The organism is Paenibacillus algorifonticola (assembly GCF_000971975.1).
GTDB lineage: Bacteria > Bacillota > Bacilli > Paenibacillales > Paenibacillaceae > Pristimantibacillus > Pristimantibacillus algorifonticola.
In genome coordinates, this window is the sequence record NZ_LAQO01000034.1 from 64154 (window position 1) to 83570 (window position 19417).

Genomic DNA, 19417 nt, shown 5'->3' on the forward strand with positions numbered 1-19417 from the left:
TGATACTAAAAAACACACCCAAATTCAGACTTTTCATTTATAGCTTTCTATTTATAAGCTTTTTATCAGGCTTGCATCTTGTCTGGAACGCTTCATTTCAGCCTCCTCTCCATCCTGTCGCAAAACAGGGTGTACTTGACTTGCGCAGTTGGCATTTTACTGATGAAGAAACGATTAGGCTCAATGGACGGTGGGAATTTTATCCAAATGAATTTCTCTCTCCCGATTATTTCAATTCCACGCCTACTAACAAAAGCTGGGCGACTGTCCCTGCTGCGTGGGGAGACTATTTAAATAATGCTTCGGATGGTACGGGCATTGGGTTCGGTACCTATCGTCTTCGGCTTCTGCTTCCTGACAATGACACCCAGCAGTACGGGATGGAGATGATGGTTGTATCAAGCGGCTATGAACTCTTCGTTAACGGCCGTTCTGTATCCAAGCTCGGCCAGCCATCAGCAAATCCACAAGAGCATGAGGGAAAGATGTATCCTCTCATTGCTTCTATTGCGGGTACAAATGAAATGAATATTGTGCTTCACGTTTCCAATTATGATTTCCCTAACGGGGGCGGTATTACTAAGCCAATTAAATTCGGGACGTTAGCCGCCGTTCAGCGTGAAGACTATTTGTTAATTGCTATGCAGCTTATGGTTGCCATCATCTATATACTTCATCTTATTTATGTCGGCCTTCTTCCTTTGCTTGGCGTTCGGAAGAAAGAGATTGTTTATTTGGCCATCGTTATTTTCTGTATGTTGCTAGGTACTCTCGTAGATGATAATAAATTATTGGTTGCCTGGCTTCCCATCTCCTTGCACTGGAATATAAAATTATTAAGGCTTTCTTTGATTGGAGCATCTACAATGCTGTTAGCATTCTCCGCCAATTTTTTTCCTATATATCGGAAGGATAGAGCCATACGCGTGTATTTATTGCTATGTGCTCTTTACGCGATCGTCACTTTGTTGCTGCCGTATGAACAAGTTATTTCCTTGTCCCCCCTTAGGATTATGGCGATCTCACTTCCGCCTCTAATTATATTGATTATGATCTTGCGCCTAGCACTTAAGGGTGAGGACAACATGGTTTTCCTCCTTTTTGCTGCTATAAGCGTCGTTTCCAGTATTATTTGGGCTACCCTCAAATTAAGAGCGGATTGGGATTTGCCTTATTATCCATTTGATTTAATTTTTGCGTTTATCTGCTTTGCTTCCTTCTGGTTCAAACAATTTCTGCAAACTAGAATCAATTTGGAGCAGCTTGCTTTTAAGCTGCAAAAAGCCGATAAAGCGAAAGATGAGTTTCTCGCTAATACTTCCCACGAGCTGAGAAACCCGCTGCATGGCATGATTAATATGGCGCAGACCGTACTGGCTAATACTACCCATTCCATTAATGAAGCAAGCAAAAATAATTTAATGCTACTCATTACCGTAGGACGCCGCATGTCGCTGCTGCTTAATGATTTGCTCGATGTCACGCGTCTGAAGGATCGGGATATTCATTTGAATAAGGAAAGCGTCCGGCTGCAAAACATCATTTCCGGCGTATTCGATATGCTGCGTTATTTAACTGAAGACAAGCCCGTTCAGCTTGAAATGAATATTCCCCGTTCATTTCCTAATATAATTGCGGACGAAAACAGGCTGATTCAGATTTTATTTAATCTCATCCATAATGCTGTTAAATTTACGAACGAGGGAATCGTTAGTGTCCATGCAGAAGCTATTGGCGATAAAGCCTATATCCACATACAGGATTCCGGGGTCGGCATAGATGCAGACGTACAGCGTACTATTTTTTATGCTTACGAGCAGGGAGATTCTAGCATGACGGCTATGAGCGGCGGCTTTGGGCTCGGACTCAGCATTTGCAGGCAGTTAGTCGAGCTTCATGGGGGCAAGCTAACGGTACAGTCGGTTCCGGGTAAAGGTTCTACTTTCACCTTCACTATGCTCCTTGACCCCCATGCAGCTGCCGAACCGGAATTTATGCTGCCAAGCGAAGCTGAAGCAGCCGTGTCTGCAGAATCCGTCATTGCCGCACATTCTCAATTACTGCGCCTTGATCAGAGAGAAGCGGCTTCAGATACGGAACAAAATAAAGCTTTTGTGCTTGCCGTAGATGATGATCCTGTTAACTTAAAAATATTATTTAACTTGCTGGATTCAGAGTTCTATGAAGTAACAACCGTCACGAGCGGCAAAAAAGCACTCAAGCAGCTTGAAACGAAGGAATGGGATTTAGTTATCGCCGATGTCATGATGCCGCAAATGTCGGGCTATGAGTTGACCCAAACCATTCGCAAACGCTTCAGCATTTCTGAGCTTCCTATTTTATTGCTGACTGCCCGCAGCCGTCCCGAGGATGTTAACGCAGGCTTTATGGCAGGGGCAAATGATTATGTTACCAAGCCTGTCGATGCGATGGAGCTCAAGTCTCGCGTACAAGCTTTAACTGACCTCAAACAAACGGTAAATGAGCGGCTGCGCATTGAGGCTGCTTGGCTTCAAGCGCAGATCCAACCTCATTTTCTATTTAATACGTTAAATTCCATCGCCTCCTTAAGTGTGATTGATCAATCGAGAATGGTGCAATTGCTGGAGGAATTCGGGAAATATTTGCGGGCAAGCTTTGATATGAAAAATTCAGAGCGCGTAGTTCCGCTTCAGCATGAGCTCGACTTGCTTCATTCCTATCTATTCATTGAGAAAGAACGCTTCGGCAATCGCCTGCAAATTGAGTGGGAGCTTGATGACTTGCCGCGGCTTCGTATTCCGCCGCTTTCCATTCAGCCGCTTGTAGAAAATGCCGTGCGTCACGGGGTGCTGGCACGTTCAAGTGGGGGCACCGTGCGTATTCGCCTGAAAGGATACGACGATTATACTGAAATTGCGATTATAGATAACGGGGTCGGTATGGAGGAGGAACAGGTTAGAAGCGTGCTGGAGCAAAACCATGGAGGGATTGGCCTGCGCAATACTGACCGTCGCTTGAAACAGCTGTACGGCAAGGGATTACGCATCGAAAGCACGGTAAAACAAGGTACGGTTGTAAGCTTTTCCGTCCCAAAATCCTCAACTGATGAAGCAAATTTAAATGAGATATAAAACAAGTATAGAAATTGTATAGAAGTTCCGTGTATAATATTGGGGAACAAAAAAAATAAATATGGTGATAAAACATGCGCTTAAAAAAATGGGTTAAGATTCTCCCGACCTCCATTATGATTGCCGCAATAACGGGAATGCTGCTGCTGTTTTTCACGCAACTGTTCAGACTCCCCGAGCCATTCTTCTCTAATCAAAACCTTCCTTTCTTCTTCAATACCTTTATGGTCATCATCATTACCGTTCTTATCATAATAATGCGTGCCATGCTTGTTGAGAGAGCAGTATTGAAGAAGCTTGCCTTTAGAGATGGTATAACGGATCTTTATAATCGCCATGGGCTTGAGCAATTCTGGAAAACATATCGCAGCAAAAAAAGTATGGCCATTCTCTATCTCGATCTGGATCACTTTAAAGAAATAAACGATCGTTTCGGTCATCATGTTGGAGATGCACTGCTTCGGGAGGTCAGCGTTCGCTTACAACAGGTGGAGTCTAAAAAACAACGTGAGCTATTCCGGCTTGGCGGCGATGAGTTCGTGATGATTCTCAAAAACTGCGATCCTATTATGGCGAAACGGGCTGCCACGCAAATTTTAGATAAACTGACGAAGCCCTATGCGGTCGAAGGTTATCACGTATTAATTACCGTTAGTATCGGTATTCGGATGTGCACAGCCCGCAACGCTGAGCATGATATGCTTGTGAAAGAAGCGGATGCTGCCATGTACGTAGCCAAAAAACAAGGTAAAAACGGATTTTTTGTATTCCGGGAAGGCAGAAGCAAGCTCCCGAAAGAAAAATACGGCAATATTAATCAAGCTAAGTCATAAAGCCAAAAAGCAAGGAGTTCTACTCATCCTCTTGTTTAGTGGATCGTGAGGTACTCCTTGCTTTTTTCGTTCCTATTAGCAATTGCGTACCTCTATAGCATCTCCATTTGACGGGCGTGTACAATTAGCCTGTGAGTCGGATTGATGAGCGGATCACAGGTAATGAGTGTAAGCAGTTTGTCGCCTGGAACACTATCTAATACTGATAATTCGGTTGGCTCCACAATTAGTGTCTCGTACACTTTGTAAATATATTTGGCAGTACTGGTCTGCACGACAATTTCATCGCCAATTTCTACTTCGTTCAGACGATTAAATAACCTTCCCGTTGTATGGGCTCGATGCGCTGCAACAGCCGCATTGCCCTCCTCCCCAAAAATAGCAGTCTCTCGCATATGTACGGCTGCATGCTTCATATTCGCCTTAGTAGCGCCATCTAGAATCGGTAATAAGACATCTATACGTTCTATCTTAATCGTTGCAATGGGCTTGCCATTTTGAAAATCGTTTAATAGAGAAGCTGCCTCATCCTCGCTTTCTTCTCCTTCATTTAACATATCATTTAGCTGCGCATAGCTTTGTGCAGCCCCAGTATTTACAGGCTCAGGCGTATCCATGAGCAGGAGCGCTTCTTTTAACAGCTTCTCTTGCTCCCGATCAGCCATCCATTCATTCCACTGCGGATAAATGAGCAGCAGTACTCCGACTGCGACCAATATCATTGCGATTTTACGCAATTTCTCAACTCCCTCTGCCTATATGTTTCTTGGTTAAAATGATTAGGCTTCTCTATTATGCCGAGCCTAGCTCTACAGTTTCTCTACAGGCAACACGCTTCTATTTCAAAAAAACCTCCAAAACGAATGAAAAGTCTTCGTTTTGGAGGCTGTATACGCAGAGTATCAAATTTCTTCTACTCTGATGTAGCTTGCTGCATCACACTTAGGAACGTGAGCGTTTTTTTCTAAGCAATATAGCTCCGAGTGCAATTAATGCAGCACCTGCGAGCTGGATTGGCAATTGACTGGACTCCCCTGTCTTCGGAAGTGTGCCTTGGTTATTCGGTGCTGGCGTATTTCCATCTCCATCTGAATCCGAATCCTCCACTACCCCGAGCGGGATTTCATCCACATCAATTTCGAACAATATTTCCTCTTCGTTTCCGTCAGCATCTTTTACGATAATAGAGAAATCATCTTTGCCTGTATAGCCTGGATCAGGCGTATACACCCATTGTCCATTATCGTCAACCGTTACTTGTCCATGCTCAGGTTGCTTGCCAACGTCTACATTTCCACCTTTTGGTACGTCAACTTTACCTTCAACTGGCGTATTTTCCTGTGTCTTATCTTTCTCTACTACAGGAGTCGCTGTTGGTGCTGGCGTCGGTGTGCCTGATTGATCAGGACTTGGAGCCACCGGCGTTGGCGAAGGTGTTGGCGTCTCCGTTACAGCAGGCGTTGGTGTAGGAGATGGTGTCGCTGTTGGTGTAGGTGTAGGTGTCGGCGTCGGTCCTGATGGGTTGCCCGAGTTTCCACCTGGACTAACTGGCATATTAATAAGCCCAAGATCAATCGTTAGGTCTTCCCAGCCACGCGGCGCTCCTTCACCAATAACAATAACTTCTGTATATCCATCTACCTGTTTGTTTGAATTTTCCTCAGCAGAAGCGCCGTCTGCCTCAGCTTTCGTTACGGTGAAGCCGCTTGGCACAATAAATTTCACAAAATATTGTCCGCTTGGAAGTTGATCAAACAAATAGTAACCAGGATTTCCACTCACATCATTTGCTGTAATGGTTTCTCCAATTTGCTGTTTGTTTTGATCATAAAGCTGTACGGTAACGCCATTGCGGCCATCCGCTGCCAGCTCATCCTGCTTGCCGTTGTCATTACGGTCAAACCATACATAATTGCCAATAACCCCTTTGGCAACTACGCCAAGGTCAATCGTATGATCAACCCAGCCGGCCGTTTCGTTAATAACGATTTTGGCTGTTATGCCGTCTGCATCCGTTGCGTTAGAATCAAGAGCCGTGTTCACTCCTTGCTCAGCGCTTGTTTTTACATAATCGCTTGGCAAAACGAATTGAACATAATATTCGCCTGCAGGCAAATTATCGAACAAATAATAGCCCGGCTTGCCGCTTGCATCATTCGCTGTTGTAGTTTCAGCTACAGGTGTACCCGTGCTGCTGCCTTTATACAGCTTAACCCCAATGCCATTAATACCGTCTTTCTCATCCTCGTTCTGCAAGCCATCACGGTTGCGATCGAGCCATACATAATTCCCGATTTCGCCGCGTGAAACAAGACCCAAATCAATCGTCAGATCATTCCAGCCTGCTGGTCCAATCGTAATGACCTCGGTTATTCCTTGGCCATCCGTTTTGTTGGAATCCACATCTGCCGCTCCAGCTTCCGGCTTCGTTACGCCGTATTCTGCCGGAATGACGAACTGAACATGATAGTCGCCTTGCGGCAATCCAGCAAATAAATAAAACCCTGGTTTGCCATTTTCATCATGCGTAACGGTCTCGGCCACTAAATGGTTTGCATCGTCATAAAGCTTAACGATAATGCCATTAATGCCTGTTTCCGCTGCATCTTGCAGGCCATCTTCATTACGATCAAGCCATACATAGTTACCGATGGAGCCACGCTCATCCGAAACGACAGGTATTTCATGCTGAGTCGTCACTGGCGGCGTTTCTTCCGAAACCGCTTTAGCCACATTGATAATGGAAGCCGCTGCTGTCTCTACAGACGTTACCTGGTAGGAATACGTAAATTCCTTCGATTCCCCTGATTTTAGCGATGGAATGCTTGGTATACCGGATACTTTCGTATCGGTAATCACAACATTCGTTAAATCGCGCTTGCCTGTATTCGTTACTTTAACCGTGTAGTTAATCCAGCTTCCTGCTGCTGTATCGGATACAGCGACTGCACTGCCCTTTTTCTCGATCTTGAGCCCTGCTGTCGGAACGCTGGCCTCATCCTTAATTGGATCAGGGGATTCATTGTAATATACGGTTGCTACATTATCTAAATCTGTCAAATCCAAATCTGCATCCGTGACGCGGTATACGCCTTCAAGCGTTAGTCCCGCTCCTGCTGCCAGATTTTTAATGACGATAGACGGTTTCGTACCGGTGCTTACCAGTTGACCAATAATGTCTGGTCTGCCGTGGCTGCCGCCATTCAAGGCAATTTCCTCGCCATTATACGTCAGCTTAGTAAACTCAAAGCCGGCTTGCAGTCTATCAAGCTCATCTGAAATTCTAAAATTATGCAAAGTAACAGAAGATGTATTTTTCAAAGTAAGCTTATAATGCACATCGTTTCCTACCACTACATACTGCTGCGAAGGAGCAATCGTGGAGGAGCCTTGCGTCACGCTCGTAATTTCTTTCTCGAACGTGATGGAAGGGTAAGAATCGCCAGTAGGTGATGCTGTTTCGATTAAACCCAAATCGATTGTCGGAATTTTCCCAGCTGTACCCAGGCTGATCGTATCCGTACGATATGGCGTATAACCGTCTACAGTAGCACCTTTCGTTACCAGGTTGGAGTCATTGTCATTCGAGTGGCTCGGATCTGCGCCATTCACATTTGCAGTCGTTGGCATGTAGCGATCCGGCAGCACAAACTCTACGAAATAATTGCCAGCCTCAAGTCCCTGGAACAAATAGTAGCCTGGGCTTCCATTATAATGATAGCCCGTCTTGCTTGACTTGAATGGTGTCGTTTCACCCGCTTTGTACAGATTTACGGTAATACCGTTAATACCTGCACCTTGGCCGCTGTCGCCCGGATATTCTTCATCCTGCGTGCCATCGCGGTTGCTGTCGAACCAGACAAAATTGCCGATTTCGCCAAGTGGTACATGCTCGTTATTCGGGTGAATCAGGAAGCCGACTTTGTTAGGCGCTGTTGGAAGCATTTTGCTGCCTTCATCATTGCCTGCACCGATTTCAGTTGCCTGAATGGCAAAAGAGTTCCAAGCTACTTCATTGGTCGGAGCTCCTACAGGGGCATCCATTTTCCAATCCAATACAATATAGTCGCCTGGCGCAAGTCCAGCCGATCCATCACTGCCTACAATGTTCGACAGCTGGAAGTATAGCGACTTGATGTCTGTCAAATCATCCTTTTGGTAATTGCCTTGTTCAATCCAGCCTTGCTTGCTGTCATTCACATTCGTGAAGTTGACAACCTGCTCTTGATTAACCGACTTGCTGTAATACGTGGACAGCGTGTAGTTTACCGTTCTGCTCCCCGCTGCCGCTGAGGATGTAAAGGTTTTATTGCCGGACGAGAGTACTTCCGCCAAGTTAGGCTGCCACTGGGAACCCCTTGCCTCATAAGGCGAACCACTGTTGACGCGCAGCGCATTATCGCCTACATGCGGCAAAATATCCAGCACATCAATGACGCCTAGTCTCGTATTACCGCTATTGCGAACAGCCAATTTATAATCCGCTGTTCCACCTTCATACGTTACGCTGTAACGCGGGTACTCGGTGTATTCAATATCGCCAGCATAATCAAATGGCTGTACGGGAACAGCTGGTTCTCCAGAATACGAAGCATCATCTGATGCCCGGAAAATAGGCTCCAGATCGCCTTGATTCCATTTTGTCGACTGTACGAGCGACGCTTTGCGTACAGTTACATTCGCAGAGGAATGAACAAAAAATTCATCCGTTCCCGCTGTTGGATCAAAGCCCATCACTGCATCTTTAAGCGTATTGTTTCGTGTTTGCCACGCTGGCAGACTTTGCGGATTATCCTGTGCGGAATCTCCTGTATGCCAGAACTCTGTATTTGGATCGCTTGTAGTAATATACATATCGTTCGTATAGGTAGTACCTTGAGGCGTCCCTGCACGAACCTCGCCTTTATAGCTGATTTCAAAGCTTGTGCCTGGAGCAAAAGAGGTGCCATCGGACCATGACCATTTGACAAGAGTCCGTCCAGTACCGTTCCAGTTTTTATCAACAAGCTCAAGCTGTGGAGCGCTTGCTCCAGCAGGCGTGCCCGTAAACGTAAACGAGGCTGCCAGCGCCGCAGCAGGATCGGCTATTTTAGGATTGGTGTAATAATCAAAGCTTGTTGGCAATAAATCATAGACAACTGGATTAACATAAGGTCCCGTTGCTTTGATATCGTTGCGAACCGTTAGCGTGAATGGCACCGTGCTCAATGGACGGAAATTTCCCGCTCCAATCGCTTTATTAGCAACAAGCCATGGCTTCTCATTATTGATGTTAAAATCAGCCTGAGCCGTTTTCTGAGGCTTGTCATCCCATTGGCCCGGAATGGCTACATTCAGTGCTTGATAATCCAGTGAGACTTGATTCGTTACTTGATCGCCGTGGACGACAGGGGCATTCGTACCATTAGCAAAATCTCTAACGGTTCCTGTAATTTCAATGCCGCCAATTGTACCGCCTGGAGCTAGGGTGCTGAACGACCACTCCAAGGCAACCAAATATTCGCCAGCATTTAGCACAATGCGGTTTGTACCAGCTGTCGTGCTCACTGTAATTGTGCCGTTAGGCGCAAGACTGCCGCTATACGCATGCCAAGTTTCAGTCACGCCATCACTTGTTTTATAACGAAGCTGGGATGTGAAAACATTTGGCATTTTAATGCTGCTGTAGTCCATTTCCGCAGGCAGCACATCTGTCAGAACCAGGTTCGATAAAGAGGTATTTACATTCGTCCCCGTGTTGCTGATGCCACCAATGTTGAACTTCTGGGTTTGGCCATGCCAGCGATACTGGTAAACGCGCGACTTGGTTAAACCGGAAACGCCGGAAACCGGCTCTCCAAATTTAGTCGTCACATCAGCGTCAGGATCAGTGACCGAGCCGCCTCCTTCGAGCGTATAGCCGCTCAAAATTTCAACGTTGTTTTTGCGCTCCAGCGGTGTTCCGGTCGGATGACCATACCCTAAATTGTCAGGGAAGGTGACCGATACTTTCGCTTCGAAAGACTGTCCGGAAGCAAGCTCAATGTTCGACCAAGTGATCGTACGAGCCGTTGAATCATAGACACCGCTTTCTGTTGAGCTCACATATACGGCATCTGGCGGCAGCGTATCGACTAACGTCGCATTTTTCAAGCTGCCAGGGTTCGTATTGCCCGCTTCTCCTTTAATGCCTACCGTATACTCAACCGCACCGCCAATAATCGGAACGCCGCCAAATCCTGTGTCTTGGCTTTTGTAAGCCCACCATTTGTCATAGGTTGAGGCAGTAGGTGTCGCCGTTGGTGTTGCTGTAGGCGTTGGTGTAGCTACCGGATTCGGGTCCGCGTTAATCGTTACATTCGCCGATGCCGTCGTGCTTTCTGCCGAATCAACGAGTGTAATCGTCGCTGTATTCGTCGTAGGCACAACCGAGCTTGAGCCAGTCGGCTTCGCTTTCACGGGAATTTCCAGCTTCACCGAAGTACCGGAAGGCAGTGGATGCGCATTGACGGTCAAAGTTTGGCCGTTTTTCGTATCCCAGCCTCCATCCTCCCAGCCATCCACAATTTCAAATTGTGCCGGTACCGAATCAACAATCGTTACGTTCTTACCAACATGAGTCGCACCATCCGCCTGATACAAGATCGTATACATGAAGGTATCTCCTACATTAACGGTGCTCACACTGGCTGTCTTTGTAAAAGTCAGTCCTGTAATCGGACCTGCTGCCTGTATCGGAGCTGCGAATGGCTGTAATGCGGCTTGCAGCAGCAAAACGAGCAGCATGATCCAGGAAATCTTGTGCCTGACCGCTCTCTGTCTACTTGCGGGCATCTTATCAATCCTCTCTTTTTCTCTATCTCCTCTAGTCGCTTTCTTGTTGTGAATACCAATAAGCCTAGTACAAAAACATTACCCTACGATTGCCACGTCTTTTTCCATTCTCTTCCTCCTTGCATTGAAATAAGAAAATTATATCTAGCCCAACTGTACAAAAACTTTACAAGCTCCCCCTCATTCGACAGCCTAAATAAAAGCAAAAAAGCTTCGTCCATCCCATGTAGGATAGACGAAGCTTCTTTGCGTCACTATTGATTTATATGTGCTTATATACGTTTAATAAACTTTAGCTGCCGTATAACGCGAGCTGTCTTTAATCATTTTGCCCGCTTTCTTGCTGTTCTTCATGCCAGCATCAAGCGTCGTATCGATCGTTATCCATTTACCGTCCAAATATACTTCGTTCCAGGCGTGATAGCTCGGTACATCGGACGCTTTGCCCGTCACCATTTTAGCTGGAATGTCCAAGCTGCGAAGCATGCCCGCCATTAATGCTGCATAGCCGTAGCAAATATCTTTCTGGGAGCTAAACGTACGATCGATTTGAGGCAAATAATCGTTAGTCACTTTAGCTGCAAGCTGATGATCGTAAGAAATATTCGCCACAATATACTTGTAAACAGCCGTTACCTTCTCGGTATCCGTCTTTTTACCCTTAGTCAGTTCCAATGCTTTCTTAACCGCTTTGCTGTTGCTGCTCCAGTCAATATTTTGGATGGAGTTCAAATAAACGAGGCTGCTGTCACTGAGATTCAAGGCAACTTTGGCTGTTTGAACTGCTCTATATTTATTGGTTCCACTCACGTTCTCCAATAATGTAATCGTGTAATCTCCATTGCCCAGTTGAAGCGCGAACCACTCTTCAGACTGATTTGCCCGGAGCGAATACGTATAATTTTTACCGCCTTTGGCTACAACCAGCCTCGTATCTACGCCCGACTTGACCTCATAACGAATACCGATGCTTCCTTTATCCACATTGGATTCATCGAGCCAGCTTGTCCCAGTTGCTGCGGCCGCTTGAGCAGCTGCTTGGGGGAACACAGACAGGATCATCGCAAGCAAAATCATAATCGTTAAACTTTTGCGCATAAAAAAAACTCCCTTCGGTGGCTAGGCTGCCATCTAATAATAGAGAAGGCCCTTTAGCTTTGCGTCCCTGCCTTTCGACAGGTTTGCCGTTATCGTGTAAAGTTTTGTAAGTGGTGTTAGGTAGATAAACTACCTTATATTAAACTTTAATTGTCTCTAGTATATACCCATTATTTGCAATAAACAATACGTTAAAGCTTTTTTATTTCCAAGCTGAGGCTTGTATTTTCCGGTTTTTCTTCATCCATCTCCGCTTTAATCTTTTCATAAAAGGCTCTTCTTTCCTTTCTTTAAGCATTCCCTTTACATCTCTTAGCAGGAGCATATACCTCATTTCATCCTCATGCTTCAAGCTTTGAAACTCTTTCAAATGTTCCGCGCCCATTCCACTTCAGCTCCATCATGCGTTTTATCAATCCTTTTCGGCTGATAAAATTCCGATACCCGAACCAGCGTTTAGCTGCTTTTGACCGTATAAAATTTTTGGAATCTCCAAAACTTCCTCGGTCCTGTCGACAAATAAAGCCAAGCAAAAAAATCACGAATACCATCATCATCTACGATTCCCTCATTATACTGATAAAGCTGACGCTGGTAGTTCAGGCGACATATTTCCACCCCGTCCCACCAAAAAGAGAACGTGTTCCGCTTGTCGTCATGCTCCAGAGTAATCATAAATTTCCCTTCCGAAAGCTTAAAGCATTGCTTGTCATAAAAAAACAAAGGCCCCTCAGAAGTAGCTGTAATACCAATAAAATGACCTCTATGATGGGTATAAAAGCCACGAACGATAGTATAATCGGTCATTTGATTCAAATTCAGCTGTCGTAGGTGCTGGGCTCCCTCGCTTATACAGCAAGCCAGCTCAGGATAGCGAAAATGGCGAATGACGTTCATTTGCCGCTTCTCGGTTATCATCATCTTCTTCAACCATTCCTTTGAACATGCTATTTTTTGAAAATGAAGTCCGTAAAGCTTGTCCGTCTCCATTTTCACCTGCTCCTCCATTATAAATAGGGCAACTCTACAATTTCTCGACAAAATCTCTGTTTAATCCATCAAATTTTACAAAATAGTCCTTACAACGCGCTAACGCTGCTTTTCCACTCTTTATACCATTCTGTAATGTACGCGCTTGGCTGCTCATTCAATTCTTCCATCAGCACAGCGGTTAAAGCACTGTACTGCTGATTAACCATAAGATGATTCCCTTTCGACGCATACAGCTGCATTAAGGCAAAATAAGCCTCTTCCGCTTGAGCATGCTCCTCGATAATACGAATGTATCCAGCAATTGCTTTATCCAACTGGCCATGCTCGACATGCCATGCTTCCAAGCGATAGGAAGTATTCAGCCATAAGCGTTTCAGGCGCTGGCGCTCGCTCTCCGCCCACCAATAATCATAATCCTTTAAATAATCGCCTCTATAAAGATTCATAGCCTTCTCGTATTCCGCAAGCGTTGCAGCCGCTAGCGGCGGTGCGGCGGCAATGCCCCGCTCCCATTCCTCCACATCCAGCACAACCTGATTCAGCGTCAATATGTATCCTTCTGTTGTATTGGCAATGTGAAAGCACTTCCCAAACTGATCAAGCGTTTTCCTAATGTGGTACACCGTCGTATACAGCTGGGCATATATTTTTTCCGTCCCATTATCAGGCCATAGCAAATCGATTAATATCGATTTCCTTACAAGCTGTTCGCGATGCTGGAGCAAATACAGAAACAGCTCCTGCGCCTTCGTCGTGCGCCAACGTATGGCTGCATCCTTTTTCCCGGAAAATTCCACACTGAACTGGCCCAATAGCTGCAAAACCAGATGCTGCTCCTCATTCGCATTTTTCACTAGCTGTACAGTCCGCTCTTTATCCTTCGCAAACGAATCCAGCCGCTTCTGAATCCGTTCCATCGTTTTCATTAAACGCTCAGGATGGATCGGCTTGACGACATAATCCAGCGCATTCAGCTCAAAAGCTTTCACTGCATATTCATCATAAGCGGTTACAAATACGATATTCAGCTCCGGCCTGACCTCAAGCAGCTGTTCAGCAAGCGCAATGCCACTCACTTCAGGCAAATTAATATCCAAAAATACAACATCCGGGAGATCGAGCAAAATCCGCTCTTTCCCGGTCATCGGATCCTCATATTTCCCCAAAACCTCTACGTTATTTAATTTCACGAGTTGTCGCTCCAAGTAATCCAAAGCGAGGCATTCATCATCTACAAGGATAACCTTCATGCTTTACTCCTTTAATATACGAAATAACCACTCGTTCACAAACTCTGCCATGCTGACAACAATTATAATGCAGTTAAATAGTTGCCGCAATCATTTGGCATGAATAGTCGTTACAAATTTAGGAAAATTTTCATAGCAAAAAGAGCAGCACTCGTTAAACCTCAGGTAGGTTAAACGCTTGCTGCTCTTGCGATCTGCGGTTTTGGTTTTGCCCGCGGGCAAAACTCGCATCGATAATGGATGGAATGAACGGTCCGGCTTTTCTGCTAGAGAGTCTACCAGGCGTTGACGCCCAGCTGTTCAAGCGTGGCTTGAATAAAGGCCGGCTCGTCCTCCGGTGTACGGGAAGTAATCAAATTGCGATCTACCACGACTTCCTCATTGCGAAAATGGCCACCGGCTGCCTGCATTTCCTGCTCCAGCTCCGGATAAGCCGTCAGCGTACGTCCCTGCAGCAAACCGGCCTCCGCCAAAATTTGCGGGCCATGACAGATGGCAGCGATGGTAATGCCTTTTTCATCAGCCTCTTTGACAAAAGCATGCACGGATGCATCCTCTTTCAAGTGGGAGGGTGATGCACCGCCAGGAATAATAATCGCCGCATAGTCGCTTGCCTTCGCCTCATTAATCGCAAGATGCGACTTGTAGGCAATTGTACCCTGCTTGCCCTTTAATTCCTCATTGCTGCGCAAGCTTATAATAACCGCCTCATGGCCATTTTTCACCATTTCATCATACGGATTTTGCATTTCTGAATCTTCAAAACCATCGGCCAGTAGAAAAGCCACCTTCTTCATTTGCGTCATCATTTACACGCTCCTTCTTGTTTGGGCTATATGTTACTTTACCCTAAAAAAAGGATTCGCAAACAAATTCTGATGCTCAGATACGATTAATGATACATGAGCATCCTCCCGCAATAGTCGCATTCCTCACTTCGTTGAGGCTCCAACACCTTTCTAGCGCCACAGCTTGGACAGCTAACCGTTTTAGGTGTAAGTGGGTGTGAGTTTCGTTCTGCCTCGTGCGGTACTGTGTGATCGGTATGATCAACATTTTTAGATTGATTGTTTTCATGTCTAACGGCTTTGCTCACGACTCCCTCGGTGGACTCAATTCTCTGTTTTCGAGACTTCCTCGCCTCTGCATTTAGACCTTTCTCGTAGTCTAATTTCTGGTTTTCCAAATGCAGTCTTAATGTCAATGCCTCCATCGTTTTTATATATGCCTTATTACGATTTAAACGTTTATGTATAACTCCACCTATGTGAAATAAAGACCATCCAGGAAAATAAAATAACACCGACCAAACGATTGCTAGTTCGAACCAATCTCCTTTTTCTAATAGGCTAGGCAAACATAAAATCACTCCTAGCACAATCCAAAATGCACCAATTGCCTTTAACCAAAAACCAGCAGTCATTTTTTAATCACCTCGCCTTCGTTTTCATTTAAAAAGATTATTCACATAGCTTGAACCAGCAGTTAAATTTCGAGGTGCTTTATTTTTACTCAAGCACATTATCCGAGTTTTTATAATCTTCCTGTTCTCTTTTTAATCTTGTAACGCGCATATCCTTAGTTCTTCTCTTCACATCACGTATCTGTTGCTTTAGTCGAGACTTCTCTATCTGAACTTTCGACTCCCACTCAGCTTCCTGTCTCTTTGCTTTCTCTGCGAACAACTTTGCCATAATGAAGCAAAACGTAGCTGGAAGCACAGCTTGCAGCGCATAATCTTTTATTTTTTGCCCAATTGATATAGAGCTTGACTCATCGGCATATACCTCCAAAAATAATACAGCAACAAAAAAACATCCAATACCTAATATTTTGAATAACCCACTCATATTTATATGCCCTCCTCCCTTAGTTGTCACAACCATTTGAAGCGAAGAACAGCTACGAAATAAGGAACAAGAGCTAAATAAAAAGAGCAACATCCGTTAACCTCTACATAGGCTAAACGCTTGCTGCTCTAATTTCCTTCGCTCCTGCCTGCCGTGCAGGCACGGCTCACACTAACTGTACACCAGCACCGTTCCGCAATACTCACATTCCAGGCTCTGCATAGGCTGCAGTACCTTTCTCGCACCGCAGCCCGGACAGCTGATATTTTTGGGCATGAGCGGTGGTGGTGGAGGCGTAGACGACGGTGGAGGTGGGGGCGGTGTTATACGGTTGGTGGCTTCGCGCCTAGCCGCTGCCTCCGTTTCTGCACGCATAGCCGCCAGCGTCGCTTCCTTCTCAGCCCCTAACCTAGCCGCCTCTTCGGCCTCTTCTGCTTGTTTACGTTCTTCTCTTCCAAGCTCCTGCTCATGCTCCAGCTTTTGAATTTCCAATCTAAACTGGAGAAGAAACGGCTCCTGTTCATCTAAATATTTTTGCTTCCATTTAAAACGCCTGTGTTTCCTGACCCCGAAACAAATAAGGGAAACACCAGGAAATAAAAAGAAGACAATCCAAGAGGCTATGATGCCATCGACTCCATAGCCCGACTGAGGCAAAGTATTAGGATATATGATGAGACCTAAAGCAGCCCACAATACGCCAATTGCCTTGTGCCAAAAACCAGCTGCCATTTCCATTCACCCCGTCTTTCGCTCCTCATGGCATAGGAACCATTCCACTTAGCGGTATACAATATTTGCATGGCAATATTCACACAATATCGTTTGTTTAGGCCATAGCATCGTATGACTGCCACAGCTCGGGCAAGCAACAGACTTTCTCCCTTGCCCTGAGCTGCCCGCTGGAGCGCTGCCTTCCCTTGCCTGCTCTCTCTGCAACCGGGCATGCCTCATTTCATCGGCCATTTTTTTAGCTTCATAAGTATTCTGTTGTATGGTAGCATGGGTCGCCCGGATGCTTGCGACCCATGCGTCATCACGTTTCTTCTCCCCTTTGGCAAAAAAATACGCCATCATAAAAAAGAACAAAGCAGGAAGAATCGCTCCAAATATATATAATCCTACTTTTTGTGTAAATAAAAGCGAGCTTGGCCTATTATCGAAATCCCCTAACAAATAGCCCACAATAAGTAAAGATCCCACTCCAAATATGCGGAACAGCAAACTCATGACGCTTTCCCTCTTTCCAAGCAGCAACATTGTTATGGCTTATTCTCAGTAATTCGCTGCTTTTGATAGCTGCCGCAGCCCAATGCTTGCTTCTCCCATGGACTGCACACGAGCTGCATATGAGCTATACTCTGCCAGCCAGTCCATGCCCGCATTCCGGACAAAACTTCTGCCCTTGCTGCACTTCATGACGGCATCCCGGACATTGCTGGCTGCTGCTGTTGCTGGTGCCGCAATGCGGACAAAATTTGGCGCTGGCTGCCACTTGCTCGCCGCAGCCTCTACATGGACGCGGCAATGTCTCGCCACAAGCGCTGCAATTGACTGCATCCTCCGCACAATCCGTGCCGCAGCTTGGACAAGGATTATAAGAATCGCCGCAGTTGGCGCAAAACTTGGAATTTTCCCGATGCGGCATGCCGCATTTATCGCAATTATGAATCGGTCTCGGCGCTCCCGCCTGACCCCCGGCGGAACTGCCAGCAAACCCTTTGCCGCAGCTGTTGCAGAACTTCGCCTGCGCATCGTTGCGGCTCTGACAGCTTGGACAAACCTGAGCTGCTCCTGGGGCTCCATACAGCTGCTCGCCCAGCTGCCCAAATTGATTGCCGAATATGCCGCCAATTCCTGCTCCCATGCTAAGTCCGAGCGCTGCGCCCATGACGCCGGCTTGCGAGCTGCCTTCATTTTTCGCTGCACCCTCCAGTGTGTCAAAGGTCCGCTCCTGCTGGTAGTTGTAGCCAATAATGTCCATCTCTGCTTTGCGCGCAAGCGCTTCGCGCAGCCGTTTCAGCGAAGCATCATCCTCCGGCGTACTGATCGAATCAATGAAGAAATTAACGAGCCGAATGCCGAATGGCTGCATCAGCGCGCCAACCCGTTCCTCCACATGCTTGGAAATTTCGCCGATATAGGCGTTGATTTCAAGCAGGCTCACTTTTTTGAACACAAGATAGGAAGACAGCAGCTCATTAATATTCATCATAATCATGCCGCGCAAATGTTTGGACAGCGTGTCCTGATTAAACAGTGGTAACGTTCCGACCAGCTTGGACAAAAACCGACGTGAATCCTCAATCGCAATGCCGAACTGGCCGAAAGCCCGAACCGGAATGACAATATTGTATTTCGGGTCCTGCAATTGAATCGGCGACGCCGTTCCCCACTTCACATCGAGAGATACCTGCTTGTTCACAAACCACACCTCGGCCGAGAACGGCGATCTCCCGCCAAAAGGAATGTTAACCAACTGGTTTAAAATCGGTATATTAAGCGTACTGAGCGTATGCCTGCCGGGCCCGAATAAATCGAGTGCCTGACCGCCCTTGAATAACAGCGCCTCTTGCGTATCATTAACGATGAGCTGCGTCCAAGTTCCTAGCTCTGCATTCGGATATTTCCAAGCGTATACGTCCGGAGAGCCGTCGTATTTGACCACCTCTACTATAGCCATTCCCTCTCACCTCTACCATGCTGACATTTTCAAATCCTATTAAAGCCTCTATCTCTATACATTTAATAATAAGAACAATTTTCCTGTTTTTCAACAAAATTATGTTCCATATTCCACATATTTGAGCGAATTTCGCCAGCTTTCGACTTTACTACGCAAACCTATACATAAGAAAAAAGACATGGATCGATAATCCTGCCCCACCTAGGCCAGTCTATCATCCATGTCTTATCGTTTAGCTTACGTTCAGCTTATCGTTTAGGCTTGCGGCTATACGCCATATTGCTCGATTTTGATCAAATTCGTCGTACCAGATAGACCAACAGGCGCTCCTGCCGTAATGACGACAAAATCTCCCTCAGCAAGCAATCCCGTTTGCTCCGCATCTGCCATTGCAGCATGCAGCAGCTCGTCCGTCGTGCCTGTCTTCGTGCTCTTCACCGGAATAACGCCCCATAGCAGCGCCAGCAGCGGCAAAATTTTCTCGTCGGAAGTAATCGCGATAACTGGCGATTGCGGGCGATATTTGGATACCATCCGCGCCGTAAAGCCGCTTTCCGTACGAAGCTGGGAAATTTATTGGAGGACTACGATATCGCCTGCAAAATAAGACACTACATTGCTGTAGTTGAGGCATCTGGAAACCTTGAACCAAAAACAATGGAATGGATAGTCCCTAAGCAACATCCCTTTTCAATCCAAGCTCTTGTCACCCGATATTTTTCAAGTTGAGTTTTTGCATGACAACCCTACTGAAAAAAACGGTTCAGAAGATACATACCAC

Annotated in this window: 14 protein-coding genes and 1 riboswitch; of the genes, 2 read left to right on the forward strand and 12 right to left on the reverse strand. The window is 46.0% G+C overall.

What is annotated here, in order from left to right:
- The first annotated feature begins 140 nt into the window (after nucleotides 1-140).
- Both WH37_RS27510 and WH37_RS27515 read left to right on the forward strand, forming a co-directional pair.
- Nucleotides 141-3113, forward strand: coding sequence for a hybrid sensor histidine kinase/response regulator (locus WH37_RS27510; protein ID WP_231594387.1), 2973 nt, complete (start codon nucleotides 141-143; stop codon nucleotides 3111-3113).
- A 74-nt stretch (nucleotides 3114-3187) separates the two neighbouring features.
- A complete protein-coding gene (locus tag WH37_RS27515) occupies nucleotides 3188-3946 on the forward strand; it encodes a GGDEF domain-containing protein (RefSeq protein ID WP_052737255.1) in 759 nt (252 codons plus the stop codon).
- A 92-nt stretch (nucleotides 3947-4038) separates the two neighbouring features.
- On the opposite strand, the gene WH37_RS27520 is transcribed toward WH37_RS27515, so the two are convergent.
- The 12 genes from WH37_RS27520 to WH37_RS27580 form a co-directional block, all read right to left on the reverse strand.
- The gene (locus WH37_RS27520; RefSeq protein ID WP_231594388.1) at nucleotides 4039-4683 is read right to left on the reverse strand and encodes a class D sortase; all 645 of its coding nucleotides are present in this window, start codon (nucleotides 4681-4683) and stop codon (nucleotides 4039-4041) included.
- A 205-nt stretch (nucleotides 4684-4888) separates the two neighbouring features.
- Nucleotides 4889-10759, reverse strand: coding sequence for an SdrD B-like domain-containing protein (locus tag WH37_RS27525; protein ID WP_046233859.1), 5871 nt, complete (start codon nucleotides 10757-10759; stop codon nucleotides 4889-4891).
- A gap of 282 nt (nucleotides 10760-11041) precedes the next feature.
- Nucleotides 11042-11857: a transglutaminase-like domain-containing protein gene (locus WH37_RS27530; RefSeq protein WP_046233860.1), complete on the reverse strand. Its 816-nt coding sequence runs from the start codon at nucleotides 11855-11857 to the stop codon at nucleotides 11042-11044.
- Nucleotides 11858-11870: 13 nt separating this feature from the next.
- A riboswitch (cyclic di-GMP riboswitch) is annotated at nucleotides 11871-11955 on the reverse strand.
- A gap of 358 nt (nucleotides 11956-12313) precedes the next feature.
- Nucleotides 12314-12847, reverse strand: a complete 534-nt coding sequence (locus tag WH37_RS27540) for a hypothetical protein (protein WP_052737256.1) — start codon at nucleotides 12845-12847, stop codon at nucleotides 12314-12316.
- 89 nt (nucleotides 12848-12936) lie between these two features.
- Nucleotides 12937-14100, reverse strand: coding sequence for a response regulator (locus WH37_RS27545; protein ID WP_046233862.1), 1164 nt, complete (start codon nucleotides 14098-14100; stop codon nucleotides 12937-12939).
- A 275-nt stretch (nucleotides 14101-14375) separates the two neighbouring features.
- Nucleotides 14376-14897 (reverse strand): DJ-1/PfpI/YhbO family deglycase/protease, encoded by a 522-nt coding sequence (locus WH37_RS27550; protein ID WP_046233882.1) that lies wholly within the window; start codon nucleotides 14895-14897, stop codon nucleotides 14376-14378.
- Between the two features lie 95 nt (nucleotides 14898-14992).
- A complete protein-coding gene (locus WH37_RS27555) occupies nucleotides 14993-15523 on the reverse strand; it encodes a hypothetical protein (RefSeq protein ID WP_046233863.1) in 531 nt (176 codons plus the stop codon).
- Between the two features lie 85 nt (nucleotides 15524-15608).
- Nucleotides 15609-15950 carry a hypothetical protein gene (locus WH37_RS27560; protein ID WP_046233864.1) on the reverse strand — a complete coding sequence of 114 codons (342 nt, stop codon included), beginning with the start codon at nucleotides 15948-15950 and terminating at the stop codon, nucleotides 15609-15611.
- 171 nt (nucleotides 15951-16121) lie between these two features.
- Nucleotides 16122-16682, reverse strand: a complete 561-nt coding sequence (locus tag WH37_RS27565) for a hypothetical protein (protein WP_156182397.1) — start codon at nucleotides 16680-16682, stop codon at nucleotides 16122-16124.
- 48 nt (nucleotides 16683-16730) lie between these two features.
- Complete coding sequence (locus tag WH37_RS27570) at nucleotides 16731-17180, reverse strand: hypothetical protein (RefSeq protein ID WP_046233866.1); 450 nt, start codon at nucleotides 17178-17180, stop codon at nucleotides 16731-16733.
- A gap of 124 nt (nucleotides 17181-17304) precedes the next feature.
- Nucleotides 17305-18633, reverse strand: a complete 1329-nt coding sequence (locus WH37_RS27575) for an SPFH domain-containing protein (RefSeq protein ID WP_046233867.1) — start codon at nucleotides 18631-18633, stop codon at nucleotides 17305-17307.
- 270 nt (nucleotides 18634-18903) lie between these two features.
- Nucleotides 18904-19209, reverse strand: coding sequence for a pyruvate kinase alpha/beta domain-containing protein (locus WH37_RS27580; RefSeq protein WP_269431352.1), 306 nt, complete (start codon nucleotides 19207-19209; stop codon nucleotides 18904-18906).
- Nucleotides 19210-19417 lie beyond the last annotated feature (208 nt).